The 16,325-nt window shown below is 67.6% G+C and carries 16 protein-coding genes, 2 pseudogenes and 1 riboswitch; of the genes and pseudogenes, 4 read left to right on the top strand and 14 right to left on the bottom strand.

Annotated elements, in window-relative coordinates:
• Positions 1-55 precede the first annotated feature (55 nt).
• On the top strand, positions 56-886 hold the full coding sequence (locus tag AC1DYK_RS33085; protein ID WP_478170150.1) for a DUF72 domain-containing protein: 831 nt from the start codon (positions 56-58) through the stop codon (positions 884-886).
• Between the two features lie 159 nt (positions 887-1,045).
• On the opposite strand, the gene AC1DYK_RS33080 is transcribed toward AC1DYK_RS33085, so the two are convergent.
• From AC1DYK_RS33080 to AC1DYK_RS33060, 5 genes and pseudogenes are all read right to left on the bottom strand, one after another.
• Positions 1,046-1,576 (bottom strand): bactofilin family protein, encoded by a 531-nt coding sequence (locus AC1DYK_RS33080; protein ID WP_478170149.1) that lies wholly within the window; start codon positions 1,574-1,576, stop codon positions 1,046-1,048.
• A 158-nt stretch (positions 1,577-1,734) separates the two neighbouring features.
• The gene (locus tag AC1DYK_RS33075) at positions 1,735-2,322 is read right to left on the bottom strand and encodes an IMPACT family protein (protein ID WP_478170148.1); all 588 of its coding nucleotides are present in this window, start codon (positions 2,320-2,322) and stop codon (positions 1,735-1,737) included.
• A gap of 120 nt (positions 2,323-2,442) precedes the next feature.
• The gene (gene metW / locus AC1DYK_RS33070; protein ID WP_478170147.1) at positions 2,443-3,027 is read right to left on the bottom strand and encodes a methionine biosynthesis protein MetW; all 585 of its coding nucleotides are present in this window, start codon (positions 3,025-3,027) and stop codon (positions 2,443-2,445) included.
• Positions 3,024-4,156 (bottom strand): annotated as a pseudogene (metX, locus tag AC1DYK_RS33065) (homoserine O-succinyltransferase MetX). The gene metW and the pseudogene metX overlap by 4 nt, the downstream one beginning before the upstream one ends.
• Positions 4,157-4,272: 116 nt before the next feature.
• Positions 4,273-4,839, bottom strand: a complete 567-nt coding sequence (locus tag AC1DYK_RS33060) for a TMEM165/GDT1 family protein (RefSeq protein WP_478093722.1) — start codon at positions 4,837-4,839, stop codon at positions 4,273-4,275.
• A 15-nt stretch (positions 4,840-4,854) separates the two neighbouring features.
• A riboswitch (yybP-ykoY riboswitch) is annotated at positions 4,855-5,035 on the bottom strand.
• 242 nt (positions 5,036-5,277) lie between these two features.
• Between AC1DYK_RS33060 and AC1DYK_RS33055 the strand changes: the two genes are divergently transcribed.
• Positions 5,278-5,811, top strand: a complete 534-nt coding sequence (locus tag AC1DYK_RS33055; protein ID WP_478170146.1) for an RNA recognition motif domain-containing protein — start codon at positions 5,278-5,280, stop codon at positions 5,809-5,811.
• 193 nt (positions 5,812-6,004) lie between these two features.
• Here AC1DYK_RS33055 and AC1DYK_RS33050 read toward each other — a convergent pair whose 3' ends face one another.
• Genes AC1DYK_RS33050 through AC1DYK_RS33035 form a run of 4 tightly spaced genes read right to left on the bottom strand, consistent with a single transcriptional unit; the run spans position 6,005 to position 8,982 of the window.
• Positions 6,005-6,787, bottom strand: a complete 783-nt coding sequence (locus tag AC1DYK_RS33050) for an SDR family oxidoreductase (protein ID WP_478170145.1) — start codon at positions 6,785-6,787, stop codon at positions 6,005-6,007.
• A gap of 4 nt (positions 6,788-6,791) precedes the next feature.
• A complete protein-coding gene (gene lptC / locus AC1DYK_RS33045) occupies positions 6,792-7,436 on the bottom strand; it encodes an LPS export ABC transporter periplasmic protein LptC (protein ID WP_478170144.1) in 645 nt (214 codons plus the stop codon).
• Positions 7,433-7,981, bottom strand: coding sequence for a KdsC family phosphatase (locus AC1DYK_RS33040; RefSeq protein ID WP_478170143.1), 549 nt, complete (start codon positions 7,979-7,981; stop codon positions 7,433-7,435). The genes lptC and AC1DYK_RS33040 overlap by 4 nt, the downstream gene beginning before the upstream one ends.
• Positions 7,981-8,982: a KpsF/GutQ family sugar-phosphate isomerase gene (locus AC1DYK_RS33035; protein ID WP_478170142.1), complete on the bottom strand. Its 1,002-nt coding sequence runs from the start codon at positions 8,980-8,982 to the stop codon at positions 7,981-7,983. Before AC1DYK_RS33035 ends, AC1DYK_RS33040 begins: the two co-directional genes overlap by 1 nt.
• Before the next feature lie 89 nt (positions 8,983-9,071).
• On the opposite strand from AC1DYK_RS33035, the gene AC1DYK_RS33030 reads away from it, so the two are divergent.
• Positions 9,072-11,057, top strand: a complete 1,986-nt coding sequence (locus AC1DYK_RS33030; RefSeq protein WP_478170141.1) for a cation:proton antiporter — start codon at positions 9,072-9,074, stop codon at positions 11,055-11,057.
• A gap of 23 nt (positions 11,058-11,080) precedes the next feature.
• On the opposite strand, the gene AC1DYK_RS33025 is transcribed toward AC1DYK_RS33030, so the two are convergent.
• The 5 genes from AC1DYK_RS33025 to yidD form a co-directional block, all read right to left on the bottom strand.
• The gene (locus tag AC1DYK_RS33025) at positions 11,081-11,971 is read right to left on the bottom strand and encodes a zinc ribbon domain-containing protein (protein ID WP_478170140.1); all 891 of its coding nucleotides are present in this window, start codon (positions 11,969-11,971) and stop codon (positions 11,081-11,083) included.
• Positions 11,972-11,980: 9 nt separating this feature from the next.
• Positions 11,981-12,448, bottom strand: a complete 468-nt coding sequence (locus AC1DYK_RS33020) for a Crp/Fnr family transcriptional regulator (RefSeq protein WP_478170139.1) — start codon at positions 12,446-12,448, stop codon at positions 11,981-11,983.
• An 84-nt stretch (positions 12,449-12,532) separates the two neighbouring features.
• Positions 12,533-13,936, bottom strand: coding sequence for a tRNA uridine-5-carboxymethylaminomethyl(34) synthesis GTPase MnmE (mnmE, locus tag AC1DYK_RS33015; protein WP_478170138.1), 1,404 nt, complete (start codon positions 13,934-13,936; stop codon positions 12,533-12,535).
• A gap of 62 nt (positions 13,937-13,998) precedes the next feature.
• Positions 13,999-15,786: a membrane protein insertase YidC gene (gene yidC, locus AC1DYK_RS33010; protein WP_478170137.1), complete on the bottom strand. Its 1,788-nt coding sequence runs from the start codon at positions 15,784-15,786 to the stop codon at positions 13,999-14,001.
• Positions 15,783-16,073, bottom strand: coding sequence for a membrane protein insertion efficiency factor YidD (gene yidD / locus AC1DYK_RS33005; protein ID WP_478092831.1), 291 nt, complete (start codon positions 16,071-16,073; stop codon positions 15,783-15,785). The genes yidC and yidD overlap by 4 nt, the downstream gene beginning before the upstream one ends.
• A gap of 89 nt (positions 16,074-16,162) precedes the next feature.
• On the opposite strand from yidD, the pseudogene AC1DYK_RS33000 reads away from it, so the two are divergent.
• Positions 16,163-16,325, top strand: a pseudogene (locus AC1DYK_RS33000) (ribonuclease P protein component); the annotation flags it as partial.

Raw genomic sequence — 16,325 nt, 5'->3', positions numbered from 1 at the left:
GGGTTGCGGGATGCGATAAAAAGGCGGGCTTCGTCACCGCGACCCGAGGAAGCCCATGACTGCACGCACCGACAAGGACTCCAGCTCCGCGACCCCGCGCATCCGTGTCGGCATCGGCGGCTGGACCTATGAGCCCTGGCGCGACACCTTCTATCCGGCCAAGCTCCCCCATGCGCAGGAACTCGGCTATGCGAGCCGGCAGCTCACGGCGATCGAGGTCAACGGCACCTACTACAGCACCATGAAGCCGGCCAGCTTCAAGAAGTGGCACGACGAGACGCCGGAGAGCTTCGTGTTCTCCCTGAAGGCCTCGCGCTTCGCCACCAACCGCAAGCTGCTCGCGAGCGCCGGCGAGTCGATCGCGCGCTTCGTCGACAGCGGCATTGAAGAGCTCGGCAGCAAGCTCGGCCCGATCGTGTGGCAGTTCATGCCGACCAAGGCCTTCGATCCGGAGGACATGGCCGCTTTCCTGGAGCTGCTGCCGGAGAAAGCGGGAAGCCGCGCACTGCGTCACGTGCTGGACGTACGCCACGAGAGCTTCAAGACGCCGGAGTACCTCGCGCTCGCACGCAAACATCGGGTGGCCACGGTGTTCACCGATTCCGACAAGTACCCGTCGTTCGCCGACCAGAGCGCGGACTTCGCCTACGCGCGGCTCATGAACAGCGACGCGACGCTCGAGAGCGGCTATGCGCCGAAGGCGCTCGATGCGTGGGCGGAGAACGCCCGCCTCTGGGCGGAGGGCAAGACGCCGGCCTCGCTGCCTCTCGTCGAGGCAAGTCCATCAAAGACTGGCGGCCCGCGCGATGTCTTCATCTTCTTCATCAACGGCGCGAAGGAAAAGGCACCCGCGGCTGCCCGTGCCCTGATCGAACGGCTGGCCTGAGCCGACCGCTTTCCCCGAGCCCAATGACAAAAGCCCGTCACTGACGGGCTTTCGTTGGTGAAACACCGCGGAACCGGCTTCGCCGGGCCGCAGGTGTTGCCCCCGGCAGGGGGTGGGCGGGCTACACGAAGTGAGCCCAACCTGGGGGGCGAGCAACAATCAGGCTGCGGCTTGCAGCGTCGGCTTGGCCGGGCTGCCGGAAGCGGAGGTGCCGAAGCTGATCTCGCCCGACAGCTGGCCGCCTTCCTCGACGATGATCTTGCCGTAGCGGATCTTGCCGGTGACCTTGCCGGTCGAATGGATCACGAGCTTCTCGCGCACGGTCAGGTTGCCGTCGAACAGGCCGCGGATTTCGGCGATGTCGATCTCGGCCGAGCCCTTGAAGGCGCCCTGCTCGGCGATCTGCATGACGCGCGAATCCATCGTCGCTTCCACCAGGCCTTCGACCACCAGCGTGTCGCAGTCCGTGATCTCGACGCCCTTCAGCTTGATGTTGGGACCGACAGTGAGCTTGCTGCCGCCTTCCTTGGCGACGCTGGCCGCCGCGTTGGCGGCCTGGGTCGTGAGGCTCGACGGATTGACGGGAGTGCCCGACAGATTGGTGCTCGAACCCATCAACGGCGCGGGACGGGAGGTGAGATTTTCAGCGTCGCGATCGCGCTTGCCGAAGAAGGGGGACTGTGTGGCCAATGGGGAACTCCTCAAAACGTCTATCGTAAGAACCCCATTTCGCCCCAGGGCACTTCATTGCGCAAGAGGCGTAACTGAATAAATCTGACGGGGGCGCCATTTGCGAACTTTCGATTTCTTCTTTGCAGATCCGGCTGCCATTGTGCCGGGGCGCGGGCTCAGGCCTGCAGCCAGGCGACGCGCCCTTGGGCCGCATCGCCGACCCTGGCGACGAACGCGTCCGCCGCCGGCTCGGGCAAGCTGAAGTCGAAATGGACCATGGTCTCGTGGCGAACGCCATCGAGCGTGGCACCGACCGCCGCGATCTCGCGCCGCAGCAGGCCCTCGAGCGAATAGGGTACCGCGCAGTGCAGCGAGCGCTGGCGGACCAGAGGCACGAGCGGGGCGTCGATCAGCGTCTGGGCGATGCTGTCGGTGTAGGCGCGCACCAGCCCGCCGGCGCCGAGCTTGACGCCGCCGAAATAGCGCACCACGGTCGCCAGAACGCCTTCGAGATCGTGATGCCGGAGCACTTCGAGCATCGGTCGCCCGGCGGTGCCGCCCGGCTCGCCGTCGTCGTTGGCTGCTGACTGTCCGCCCGCCATCAGGGCCCAGCAGACATGCGCCGCCGCGGGGTGCTCGCGCCGCAGCGAATCGACCACTGCCTGCGCAGCGGCGCGGTCGGCCACCGGCTGGACGCAGCCGATGAAGCGGCTCTTCTTGATGATCAGCTCGCTGTGCCGCGCAGCGTTGAGAGTGAATGGCATGGCCTCGAAATATGCCCCAGTCCAGGAACACCGCGGAACCGGCTCGCCGGGCCGCTGGTGTTGCCCCCGGGGAAGGGGGTGGGCGGGCTACACGAAGTGAGCCCAACCTGGGGGTGAGCCCTACTCCCTCTCGAACTTGAAGACGGCGGTGCTGGCGCGCGCATTGGGCAGCCAGCGCACCTCCTGCCCGTCCTGCAAGCCGAAGGCATCGAGCACGCGCAAGCGGTTCTTGCGTGCCAGCACCTGGAAATCCTTGAAGGTGCCGACGCGGATGTTGGGCGTGTCGTACCACTGGTAAGGCAGCCGGCGCGTCACCGGCATGCGGCCGCGCGCGATGCTGATGCGGTTCGGCCAGTGCGCGAAGTTGGGGAAGGCGACGATGCCGATGCGTCCCACGCGCGCGGTCTCGCGCAGCATCACCTCGGCATTGCGCAGATGTTGGAGCGTGTCGATCTGCAGCACCACCTCGAAGGAGGCGTCGTCGAACATCGCGAGGCCTTCGTCGAGGTTGAGCTGGATCACGTCGACGCCGCGCCGCACGCACTGCAGCACGTTGCCGTCGGCGATCTCGACGCCGTAGCCGCTGCAGCCGCGCTCACGCTGCAGCAGGTCGAGCAGCGCGCCGTCGCCGCAGCCGAGGTCGAGCACGCGCGCACCTTCGGGGACGAGGCGGGCGATCAGCTTCTGGGTTTCGGTATCGCTCATGCGGCGACTCCATTCGGTGCGCTCGCGATGCGATCGAAGTAGGAACGCACCACGCTCATGTAGCGCACGTCGTCGAGCAGGAACGCGTCATGCCCATGGGGGGCGTCGATCTCCGCGTAGCTCACGTTGCGGCGGTTGTCGAGCAGGGCCTTCACGATCTCGCGGCTGCGCGCCGGCGAGAAGCGCCAGTCGGTGCTGAAGCTCACGAGCAGGAACTTGGCGCTGGCCTGGGCAAGTGCCGCACGCAGGTCGCCGCCGAAGGCGCGCGCCGGATCGAAGTAGTCGAGCGCACGGGTGATCAGCAGGTAGGTGTTGGCGTCGAAGTACTCGCTGAACTTGTCGCCGTTGTAGCGCAGGTAGCTCTCGATCTGGAACTCCACCTCCTGCGTCGAATAGAGGAACTCTGTGTTCGCGGCGCTGCCCTCGACCGCGCTGCGCAGGGCGCGGCCGAACTTCTCGTTCATCACGTCGTCGCTCTGGTAGGTGATGTGGCCGATCATGCGGGCGATGCGCAGGCCGCGCCGCGGAATCACGCCATGCTCGTAGAAGTGGCCGCCATTGAAGTCGGGATCGGTCACGATTGCGCGGCGCGCGACTTCGTTGAACGCGATGTTCTGCGCCGTGAGGCTCGGCGCGCTGGCGACCACCACCGCGTGCTGCACCCGTTCGGGGTACTGGAGCGTCCACGACAGCGCCTGCATCCCGCCGAGGCTGCCGCCCATCACCGCCGCAAGCCGGCCGATGCCGAGCGCATCGAGCAGCGTGGCCTGGGCAGTGACCCAGTCCCATAGGCGCGGCCGGTCGCGGGGTTGTCGTGCATCGGTCCGGTGGAGCCGAAGCAGGAGCCCAGGTTGTTGATGCCGATGACGAAGAAGCGGTCGGTGTCGACCGGCTTTCCCGGCCCGATCATGTTGTCCCACCAGCCTTCGGATTTCGGCTGGCCCGCATAGACGCCGGCGACGTGGTGGGACGCATTGAGCGCATGGCAGACCAGCACTGCGTTGCTGCGATCGGCGTTGAGCTGGCCGTAGGTTTCGTAGGCCAGCGTGTAGTGGCTGATCGATGCACCGCTTCGCAAGGCCAGCGGGCCGGCGAACTGCATCGATTGCGGAGTGACGACGAACGACATGATGAAAAAGACCCGGCCTCGCCAAAAACGAGCCGGGTCCGGCATCCGTCTTTAGCTGCATTTGTTAAGCGCCCGCAAGCTGGAGCAAATCGGCGCGTGGCGGAAGTATATGCCGCTCAACTCCAGCCGATCAACGCGACGACACCGAGGACCAGGAAGATGGCGGCGGAGATACCGTGGACGAACTTGATCGGCACGCGCTTGACGATCCGCTCGCCGAGCCAGACGACCGGCGCATTGGCCAGCATCATGCCCAGCGTGGTGCCCATCACCACCCATGCATAGGCGTCCACGTAGCGGGCCGCGAGCATCACGGTGGCGATCTGCGTCTTGTCTCCCATTTCGGCGAGGAAGAAGGCGAGCACCGTGGTGCCGAAAACGCCGAACTGCGATGACTTGGGCACGTCGCCTTCGTCGATCTTGTCGGGAATCAGCATCCACAGCGCCATCGCGATGAAGGAGCCGCCGAGGATCCAACGAAGGACGTCGGCGCCGAGGAAATGGGTGACCCAGTTGCCCACCGCGCCGGCGAGCGCATGGTTCAGCACGGTGGCAGTGAAGATGCCCAGCACGATCGGCCAGGGCTTGCGGAATCGCGCCGCCAGGATGAGGGCGAGCAGCTGGGTCTTGTCGCCCATCTCGGCGAGCGCGACCACACCGGTCGCAACGAAAAAAGCTTCCATGAGGAAAAGGGACTCTGACGGCCGAAAGACGCAATTGACCGTGCAACGCCTTCGGCCGAATCCCGAAGTCGCACGGTCAAAGGTCTCGCCAGGCTGCACGCTGCTTGCGCCATGTCCTGCGCGGGGCAGGACAAGTCTGTTGACGCAAACCCTTCTCGCGATGGAAGGCGGCTACTCCCCAATGACCCGCCGATTGTAGCGTGTCCGCGAGCATATATGTATGCAAGCACTCACATCAACACTGGTCATGGGGTGCGGGGATGAGTGCAAATTCCTACTTGCATTCGACTCATTTCACCCATAATGCACAAGCCTTCCTTCAAAATTCAGGGGGCAAAACGGTGATCGGTCAGTTTCGCGCAACTCGGCGGATGTTCCGCCGGATTGCTGCTCTCGGGACTCCATCGCTTTTCTTGATGTGTTTATAGGAGTCCCTTGATGGGCAACAAACTGTACGTCGGCAACCTGCCTTACTCGGTACGCGACGGTGATCTCGAGCAGGCCTTCGGGCAATTCGGTGCCGTGACGAGCGCCAAAGTCATGATGGAACGCGATACCGGCCGTTCCAAGGGCTTCGGTTTCGTCGAGATGGGCAGCGATGCAGAAGCACAGGCAGCCATCAACGGCATGAACGGCCAACCGCTCGGTGGCCGCAGCGTGGTCGTCAACGAAGCGCGCCCGATGGAAGCCCGTCCGCCCCGCAGCGGTGGTGGCGGCTACGGCGGTGGTGGCGGCGGTTATGGCGGTGGCGGCGGTGGCGGCGGCTACGGTGGTGGCGGCGGCGGTTATGGCGGCGGTGGCGGTGGCCGCAGCGGCGGTGGCGGCGGCTATGGCGGCGGTGGTGGCGGCCGCAGCGGTGGTGGTGGCGGCGATGGCGGCTTCCGCAGTCCCTACGGCGCCGGTCCCCGCGGCGGCGGCGGTGGTGGTCGCGGCGGCTACGGCGGCGGTGGTGGCGGCAACAGCGGCTATTGATCGCGGCGAACGCGACACCCAGCAAGAAGGCTCCCGAGGGGGCCTTTTTTCATGGACGCAACGGATCCGGGGGTCCGGCCGGCGCAGCCAGGCCCGTTGGTGAAACACCGCGGAACCGGCTTTGCCGGGCCGCTGGTGTTGCCCCCGGTAGGGGGTGGGCGGCTACACGCAGTGAGCCCAACCTGGGGGCGAGCTATCCCTCCCGGCGCTTGCGGCCGCGGCCCTGGAAAACGCGATCAAACAAGGGATTCGGCAGCATCCGCATGAGCTTGGCGACCACGCCCATCTGCCAGGGGATCACGCGGTAGCTGGTTCCGGCCTCGATCGCGCGGAAGGCACGGTCGGCGAACGCCTCCGGCGGCAGCAGGAAGGGCATGCCGTAGCGGTTTCCCTGCGTCAGCGGCGTGTCGACGTAGCCGGGACACAGCGTGACCACCTTGACGCCGCTGGCGCGCATCTCGCCGCGCAGGCTTTCGCAATAGGCCACCACGCCCGCCTTGCTGGCGCAGTAGGCGCCGTGGCCGGGCAGCCCGCGGATGGCCGCCACGCTGGCAATGCCCACCAGGCGACCGCTGCCGCGCGCCGCCATGGCGGCGACAAAGGGGTGGAAGGTTCCGGCCAGGCCAAGGTTGTTGGTCGCGAAAGTCCGGGCCATCACATCGAGATCGCCGCGTTCGGCGGTGTCCATGCCGATGCTGATGCCGGCGTTGGCGATCACCACGTCGGGCACACCCTGCTGCGCGATGCAGGCGGTGCCGGCCGCCACGATGCTGTCGACATTCGCCACGTCCGCGCCATAGATTCTGAAACGGGCAGCGTCCAATCCACGTGCTGTCGCCCAGGCCTCGAGTTCCGAGGTGCGCCGCGCCACCAGGGCCAGGCGGTATCCGTCCCGATAGAAGCGCGCCGCCAGCGCCTGGCCGATGCCGCTGGAGGCTCCGGTGACGAACAGCAGGGGATGGGCTGACGCGTCCATGGCGTCAGCGCTTCGGCCCTGGCTGTGCGGCCTGTGCCGGCATCAGGAGACCGCGCACGCGACCGTGAAGATTGGCGACGCCGGTGAGGCTGTCGTAGTCCATCGAATCGGCCGTGAAATGGTCCGTTCCGCGTATCAAGGTGACGGGCTGGTTCGACTTGACCCTCTCGGTGTCCAGGAAGGCGTGCAGGAACTCACCGCGAAACTCGAGCCGGGGCAGCAGCGTTCCGTCTTGCGACTTGGCCGCGTCGCGGATGATGACCGCATTTCCGTAGAGTTGGATCTCGCTCCCGTCGCCGTTCGACACGCCGCGATCGGCGGAGCCGTGCGTGACCAGCCCCTCGAGCGAAATGGAGCGCCAGCGCACCTTGTCCACCTCGAGGGTGTCGGTGTCCGGGTAGTGCCGCCCCTCTTTGCCGAACACCTCGCTGCGCAGGTCGCCGTTGGGGAGGAAGTTCTTCACCGAGAAGCCGCGCATGAAATAGTCGGGTTCGTGCGTCGGCGCCTCCTTGGGCACGGGCGCGAGAAATTCCGGCGCATTGCGCACCAGCCAGTAGGTACCCAGCGCGAGCACCGCGGCCAGGATGATCGGCAGGTAGATCGTCAGGCGGTCGAAGGCATCGCGCAGAACGCTCCAGGTCGACTTCATTCGGTGAAGCCCCGCGCCTGGTCCAGCAGCCGCCGGTAGTGACCGCCGGCAGTCAGGAGCAGGTCGCAGAATTCGCGCGCCGCGCCTTCGCCGCCGCGCGCCGCGGTCACGTGGCGCGCAATGGCGCGCACCTCGGCATGGGCGTTGGCCGGCGCGGCCGGGAAAGCGACGCGCGAGAGCACCGGCAGGTCGGGCCAGTCGTCGCCGATCGCGGCGGCCTGGGACCAGTCGAAGCCGAGTTGCGCCAGCATGGCCTCGGCGGCCGGCAGCTTGTCCTCGGTGCCGTAGCGCACGTGATCGATGCCCAGCGCCTGCAGGCGCACGCGCAGCGGCTTCGAGTCCCGGCCCGTGATCACGGCCGGTGTGATGCCGGCCGTGCGCAGCATCTTGAGGCCGTAGCCGTCCAGGATGCTGAAGCGCTTGAGCGTTTCGCCATGCTCTGTGAAGTAGACGCCGCCATCGGTCAGCACGCCGTCGATGTCGAAGAAGGCGATGCGGATGTCCTGGGCGGCGAGCAGGGTCTCGGGCTTGAAGTCGATGCCCATCAGATGACTTTCGCGCGCATCAGATCGTTGATGCTGAGCGCGCCGATGAGGACACCTGCGGCGTCGACCACCAGCACGCTCGTGATGCGATGCTGCTCCATCAGATCGGCCGCTTCAGCGGCCAGCGCATCGGCGCGCAGCGTGCGAGGACCGGCGTGCATCACGTCGGCCGCCGTGAGGGCGCGCAGGTCGGCGCCGGTCTCGACCTTGCGGCGCAGGTCGCCGTCCGTGAAGATGCCGATCGCGCGGCCGTCGGGTCCGACCACCGCGGTCGCACCAAGCCCCTTGGAACTCATTTCACGCATGATTTCGCTCAGGCTGGCTTCAGGACCGACGCGCGGCACCTCCTCGCCCGAACGCATGACATCGCTGACGTGGGTCAGGAGCTTGCGGCCCAGGGCGCCGCCGGGGTGCGAGCGGGCGAAGTCCTCGGTGCCGAAGCCGCGCGCATCGAGCAGCGCCACCGCCAGCGCATCGCCCAGCGCCATCTGCGCGGTGGTGCTCGCGGTCGGCGCCAGGTTGAGCGGGCAGGCTTCTTTCTCGACGCCGCTGTCCAGCACGAGGTCGGCATGGCGCGCCAGCGTCGAGTCGCGCCGGCCGGTCATCGCGATCAGGGGTACGCCCTGGCGCTTGACCACCGGCAGGATGGTGGTGAGTTCCTCCACTTCGCCGCTGTTGGAGATGGCCAGCACCAGGTCGACCGCCTTGATCATGCCGAGGTCGCCATGGCTGGCCTCGGCCGGGTGCACGAACATCGCCGGCGTGCCGGTCGAAGCGAGCGTGGCCGCGATCTTGCGGCCGACATGGCCGCTCTTGCCCATGCCCATGACGACCACGCGGCCGCGCACCTCGAGGATCTTCTGCACCGCCGCAGGAAAGGACGGCCCGAGTCGGTCCTTGAGGCCGAGCACCGCCGCCGCCTCGATGTCGAAGGTCGTCCGGGCGCGCGCCAGCAGCGCTTCGGGGTCGGTCACGGGGATCACGGGAGGGCGGGAGCTCATCGGCGGATTTTATCGGCCGGGCATGCCATGGCGGCCGCGACGACGAATTCGCCCCGGATGCAGGCAAGCGTGTTGCTAGCATGCAGGCCATGTCCTCGCTCGATCTCACGCTGATGTATTTGCTCGCTGCGGTGATCGGCGTGGTGATCTGCCGCTCGCTCAGGCTGCCGCCGATGCTCGGCTATCTGTCGGCCGGCGTCCTGATCGGTCCGCACGCGCTGGCGCTGGCCCAGAACTCGGAAGGCATCCGGCACCTGGGCGAGTTCGGCGTCGTCTTCCTGATGTTCGTGATCGGCCTGGAGTTCAGCCTGCCCAAGCTGCGCGCGATGCGTCGGCATGTCTTCGGCCTCGGGTTGCTGCAGGTGATGCTGACCATCGCGGTCGCCACCGGCGGTGCGTTGCTGATTTCCTCCTGGCTGCCGGCCGCATGGCGGCTGGACTGGCAGGCCGCGCTGGTGTTCTCGGGCGCGCTCACGATGAGCAGCACGGCGATCGTGGTCAAGCTGATGGCCGAGCGCCTCGAAATCGACAGCGAGCACGGCAAGCGCGTGATGGGCGTGCTGCTGTTCCAGGATCTCGCGGTGGTGCCGCTGCTGGTGCTGATCCCCGCGTTGGGCGCACCGCCGGAAGCGCTGCTGAAGGCGCTTGGCCTGGCACTGCTGAAGGCCGGCTTCCTGATCGCCGTGCTGATGTATGGCGGCCCGCGCGTGATGCGCTGGTGGCTCACGCTGGTGGCGCGCCGGCGCAGCGAGGAGCTCTTCATGCTCAACCTGCTGCTGATCACACTGGGCCTGGCCTGGCTGACCGAGCTCGCCGGCCTGAGCCTGGCGTTGGGCGCCTTCGTGGCCGGCATGCTGGTGTCGGAAACCGAGTTCAAGCACCAGGTCGAAACCGACATCCGGCCCTTTCACGACGTGCTGCTGGGCCTTTTCTTCATCACCATCGGGATGTCGCTCGACTGGCACGTGGTGGTCGAGCGCTGGGCGCTGGTCGCGGCGTTGCTGCTGCTGCCGCTGGCCTTCAAGCTGGCGCTGGTGACGGCGCTGGCGCGCGGGCTCGGCGCCACCGCCGGCGTGTCGCTGCGCACCGGCCTCTACCTGGCGCAGGCCGGTGAGTTCGGCTTCGTGCTGCTGGCGCTGGCCCAGGGCCAGGACCTGCTGCCGGCCTGGCTGGCGAACCCGGTGCTGGCCTCGATGGTGCTGTCGATGCTGTCGACGCCCTTCATCATCATGTACAGCAACAGCATCGTGCGCAAACTGGTTGCCAGCGACTGGCTGCAGCAGTCGCTGCAGATGACCACGATCGCTCGCAAGACCATCAACACGGCGCGCCATGTGATCATCTGCGGCTACGGGCGCTGCGGCCAGAACCTGGCGCGGGTGCTGGAGCGCGAAGGCATTCCGTATCTGGCGCTGGACCTGGACCCGGACCGCGTGCGCCAGGCGGCGGCGGCCGGCGATTCGGTGGTGTTCGGCGATGCCTCGCGCATGCAGGCGCTGATGGCGGCCGGCCTGGCGCGGGCCAGCGCGCTGGTGGTGACCTACCAGGACGTGCCGGGTGCGCTCAAGGTGCTGGCCAATGCCCGCGCCCATGCACCGCAGGTGCCGGTGATCGTGCGCACGCAGGATGATCGCGATCTCGAGAAGCTGCAGGCGGCGGGCGCCACCGAGGTGGTGCCGGAGGCGATCGAGGGCTCGCTGATGCTCGCGAGCCATGCGCTGGCGCTGGTCGGGGTGCCGATGCGGCGCGTGATCCGCGTGGTTCAGGATCAGCGCGACGCCCGCTACAACCTGCTGCGCGGCTACTTCCACGGCGCCGACGACGACACCGCGGACGAGGTCGACCACGAGCGGCTCAACAGCTTCACGTTGACGACCGGCGCCCGCGCCATCGGCCAGCCGCTCGCGCGGCTGGCGCTGGCGGGGTTGGGGGTGCGGGTCGCGAGCCTGCGGCGGCGCGACGGCAAGGCCGCCGATGCCGACGACGATACGGTGCTGGCCGACGGCGACACCCTGGTGCTGTCAGGCAAGCCTGGCGCGCTGGCGGTGGCGATCGACAAGCTGCAAAAGGGCTGAAGTCGACCGGCTCGGCCGGACTCTCAGTTCAGCAGCGTCGGATTGCGTCTTTCTTCCTCGATCCGCTGCTGCCGCCGCACCGCTTCGCACTGGGCGTCCGACTTGAGTTCCGGCTTGGCGCACTGTGCCGCCAGGCATTGGGCGCGCGCAAAGAAATTCAGGCCCGCGCATTGCGACTGCGGGCTGGGTGGCGTCGCCAGCGGCGGCGGCGCCGGTTCTTCGGGCGCCGGCGCCGGCAGCGCTGCGACGGGCGCGGGTGCCGGTGCCGGCTTGCGACTCTTCGGCACCACAGGCGGCACCAGCTTCTTCGGGGCCGCCGGCGGCGCCATGGCTGGTTCGGGCTGGGCGCTGGTCGTGGGCACGGATGCGGGCATGGGCGCGGGCGCGGGCGCGGGTGCCGGGGGTGACGTCGGGGTCGGGGTCGGGACCGATGGTTCGTCCTGCGGCGGCGTCACGAGGGGCACCGGGGGCTCCGCAAGTACAGGCGCCGACGGCATCGGAGGGGGAGCCGCCAGGGCCGGCGCAGGCGGTATCGCAGGGCCTGGCGGCTCGGAGAAGAACCAGGCGGCGATCGCGACCGGCCCGGCAACGATCAGCAGGCCGATCACCGCTGAGCGCCACGGGTTCGGGCGCTCGGCGTCGGTGCTTCGGATCGAGCTTTTTGTCTTGGCCGGCTCGACGCGACGCAGGGATGCCGCTGCAGGTGCCGGAACCGATCGGCGCAGGTCTGGCGCTGGCGGCGGCGGCAGGTTCGAGTGAATCGGCATGCGCTGTGGGGCGCGCCGCTCCTCGCCGCTGCCGGTCACGGCCGCGGGCCGCACCGGCGTCGGCGAATCCAGCCTCTTGCCGCAACCCTTGCAGAACTTGGCGCCGTCACGGTTGTCCGTGTGGCAATTCCCGCATGCCTGGGTCATCGGCGGGCTTCAGGTCACGGCCACCCGCTTGGGCTTGTTCACCATCCGCCTGGCGATGACCGCGCCGAGCCCCAGCGTGATTTCGAGGGCGAGATCGGGTTGGCGGTTCGACAGTTCGGCGAAGCGGATCGCCGTGAGCCGCCAGACGCGGGCCGCGCCCGTGGCGACCACATTGGCCGATCGTGGCGCGCGCGAGAAGAAGGACCCTTCGCCCACCACGGAGCCCGGATTCAGGATCGCGAGCTGCATCTGGCCCTTGTCGCCGATCAGGTGCACGCTGAGCGCGCCGCTTTCGATGAAGAAGACCGTGCGGTCGGTCGTGCCCTGATCGATCAGCACCTGGCCGGCCGCGAGGTCGAAGGCTTGCAGATAGCTCCCCAAGGTTTCCCATTGGTGAGCATTCAGCGCCGGAGCGAAGGCGTCGTAGCTGGTGTTCTGCGCGATGGCGCGGCAAAGATCCTGAATGCTGGATGACATCGATGTATACCCTGCTGTGCGTCGGAAGTATCCGCGAAACGTCAAATGCGTGGTGACAGATGTCACACAAACTCACACTTCCAGTTACTTGCCGATGCAAAAACGGGAAAAGATCACGCCCAGCAGATCGTCGGCGCCGAATTCACCGGTGATCTCGTTCAGCGCGTTCTGCGCCAGCCGCAGTTCTTCGGCCAGCAGATCCAGGAACTGCGCCTGCGCCGCCAGATGGCCGGACGCCAGGGCGATGTGCTCCTCGACGCGTGAAAGCGCCTGCACGTGGCGGGCCCGCGCGAGGTAGACGCCCTCGGGCACCGCTTGCCAACCCGCCACTTCGAGCAGGCGGCGCCGCAGGGTTTCGATGCCGGCGCCGGTTCGTGCGGACAGGCTGACACCGGTGGCCGACAGTGCGCTCGGCGCCGACGCGACGGCGTCCAGCTTGCTCCAGACATCGATCACCGGCACGCTGCCGGGCAGCCGGCTCGCGATCTGCGCATCGGCCTGCGCGTACGCGGGAGACGTGCTTCGCGTCAGGTCGTGCAGGAACAGCACGGCATCGGCGCCTTCGATCTGGCCCCAGGCGCGCGCGATGCCGATCTGCTCGACCTCGTCGGTGCTGTCGCGCAGGCCGGCGGTATCGATCACATGCAGCGGCACGCCCTGGATCTGGATGGTCTGCGACACCACGTCGCGGGTGGTGCCTGCGACGGCGCTGACGATCGCCAGTTCGGCCCCGGCCAGCGCATTGAGCAGTGAGCTCTTGCCGGCATTGGGCTGGCCCGCGATCACGACCTTGATGCCTTCGCGCAGCAGGGCGCCCTGGCGGGCACGCTGCTGAACCGCCGCCAACTGGACCTGCAGCGCAGCCAACTGGCCCTGGGCGTCGGCCTCCTGGAGAAAATCGATCTCTTCGTCGGGAAAATCGAGCGTGGCCTCGACCAGCATGCGCAGCCGCACCAGCGCCTCGAGCAGCGTGTGGATTTCCTCCGAGAAGGCGCCCGACAGCGACCGGCTGGCGCTGCGTGCGGCAGCCTCGGTGCTGGCGTCGATCAGGTCGGCGATGGCCTCGGCCTGCGCCAGGTCGATCTTGCCGTTGAGGAAGGCGCGCTGGCTGAACTCGCCCGGCTCGGCCACGCGCAGTCCGGCCAGGCGCGGCCGGCCGGACGCCGGATCGGTTTCGGCCGCGGCCGCGAGGCAACGGGCGACCAGCAGTTGCAGCACCACCATGCCGCCGTGGGCCTGGAGTTCGAACACGTCTTCCCCGGTGAAGGAGTGCGGCGCCGGAAAGTGCAGGGCCAGGCCGCGGTCGATCGCGGAACCGTCGACGTCGCGAAAGGGCAGGTAGGTCGCTTCGCGCGGTTTCAGGTCCCGGCCGCAGAGCGCGGCGACCAGGGGCGCCAGTTCCCGCCCGGAAACGCGCACGATCCCGACCGAGCCGCGGCCTGGGGCGGTGGCGATGGCGACGATGGGGTCGGCGGTGCGCGAGAGCATGGGAACGATTCTTCCAGCAAAAAGGGCCGCTTTCGCGGCCCTCGGGTCGGGGATGCCGAAGCCTACTTGCCCGGCTTCGCCAGCTTCGGCGCCTTGGACAACTTCGACGGATTGCCCAGCACGCCGAGGCGCTTGTTGATGAACCACTGCTGCGCGATCGACAGCACGTTGTTGGTGATCCAGTAGAGCACCAGGCCGGCCGGGAAGAAGATGAACATCACGCTGAAGGCCAGCGGCATGATCCACATCAGCTTGGCCTGCATCGGGTCCGGCGGCGTCGGGTTGAGCCAGGTCTGGAACAGCGAGGTGGCGGTCATCACCACCGGCAGGATGAACCAGGGGTCCGGTGCCGACAGGTCATGGATCCAGAGAATCCACGGCGCATGGCGCATCTCGACCGACGACAGCAGCACCCAGTAGAGCGCGATGAACACCGGGATCTGGATCACGATCGGGAAGCAGCCGCCCATCGGGTTGACCTTTTCCTCGCGGTAGATGCGCATCATCTCCTGCTGCATCTCCTGCGGCTTGTCCTTCAGCCGCTCGCGCATCTCCATGATCTTCGGATTGATGGCCTTCATCTTGGCCATGCTCGCGTAGGCCTTGGCATTGAGCCAGTAGAAGGCCGCCTTCAGCAGCACCACCAGCGCGACGATCGACCAGCCCCAGTTGCCGAGGATGCCGTGCAGCTGGTTCAGCAGCCAGTAGAGCGGCTTGGAGATGATCGCGAAGATGCCGTAGTCCTTGACCAGGTCGAGGCCGGGCGCGATCGCCTCGAGCTTCTTTTCTTCTTCGGGGCCGGCGAACAGGTTGCTGTCGATGGTCTGCGCCGCGCCCGGCGCGAGCTGGGGCACCTGCAGCACCATGGCGACCGAGAACAGGTTGTTGCCGAGGTCGGCGACGCGGAATTCACGCTTGATGGCGTCGCTGCCCGGCACGTTCAGCAGCCAGGCCGAGACGAAATAGTGCTGCACCATCGCCACCCAGCCGTCGTTGGCGGGGGCCGGCAACTCGACCTTGCCCTTGGTGATGGCGCTGAAGTCGATCTTCTGGAACTTCTTCTGCTCGGTGTAGATGGCCGGGCCGGTGAAGGTGTTGGTGCCGAACATGGTGCCGGCCGCCACCGTGCCGTGGCGCGTGAACTGCAGGTAGAGCTGCGCATCGCGCGGCTTGTCGCTGACGTTGACGATCTGGTGCTTGACGCGGATCGAGTAGTCGCCGCGCTGGAACACGTAGGTCTTGACGTACTTGAGGCCGCCCACGGGCTGCGACTCGAAGGCCACTTCGAGCGTGTTCTGGCCTGCGGCCAGCTCGCGCGGACCGGGGCGCGCAGTCATCAGGCTCAGGTGATTCGGGAAGCGGTCGCCGGTGTCCACCGTGTTCAAGAGGCCGGTCTGCGCCACGTAGCGGGTGGCGGGCGAACCGTTCTCCATCAACAACACGGGCCGGACCTCGTTCTGCGGCACCGGCAGGCCCACCAGCCGGCGGAACCACTCGACCAGTCCGCCGTGGTTGGTCTGGTCGAGGAACTGCAGCAGCTGCAGTTCGGACAGCGTGCCGCCCTCACCGTCGATGGTCGCCTTGAAGACATCGGTGGAGACCGTGACCTTCTCGCCGATGGCGGGCGCCGAGCCCTGGACCGGCACCGCGCCGGCCGCCGGTGCGGCGGCGGCCGGAACGCCGTTGGCGTTCGCGGCGGCTGGCGTCGCCGACGGATCGGCGGGGGCGGCGGTCTTGGTCGAGGGCAGGAACGTCGGCTTGTGGCCGTTGTAGACCTGCCATTGGTCCCACAGCAGCACCAGCGAGAAACCAAAAATCACCCACAGGATGGTGCGGCGGATATCGTTCATGAAGAAGACTTCTTGTCGTCGGAAGAGAGAAAGGCGAACAGCGACCCACGCCTGGGCGTCGGTCGCTGTGCCTTCGGGGGAACCGGATCGTGGCCACCTTGGCACCAGGGCTGGCAGCGGGCGATGCGGTGCAGCGTGAGGTAGCTGCCCTTGACCGCACCGTGCTGCTCGAGGGCGCCGATGGCATAGATGGAGCAGGTCGGCTCGAAGCGGCAGGACTGGCCGAGCCACGGGCTCAGCAGCAGCCGATAGCCCTTGACGAGACCGATCAGGAGGCGCCGCATCATGCGCGCGCCGTCGCGGCCCGCTCCAGCAGTTGCTGGAGTTCGGCCCGGACGGCGGCCTTGAGCTTGTCGGATGCCGCGCTGACGAATTTCTGGCGATCGAAGGCCGCGCGCAGTTCCAGGCCGTCCTCGCAGGTGCCACCGTGGCGCGCACAGCCCACTTCGCACTGCACCGCTGCGCGCTCGCCGCGCCGGACGGGGTCGAGCCGCTGTTCGCCACCGAGGACGTGTGGCTCGGCGCGATGGTTCCCAAGC

The sequence above is a fragment of the Variovorax sp. P2_H12 genome, assembly GCF_056403395.1.
The sequence above is the reverse complement of the archived record's forward strand: the minus strand, read 5'-3'. Positions and strand labels throughout refer to the sequence as shown.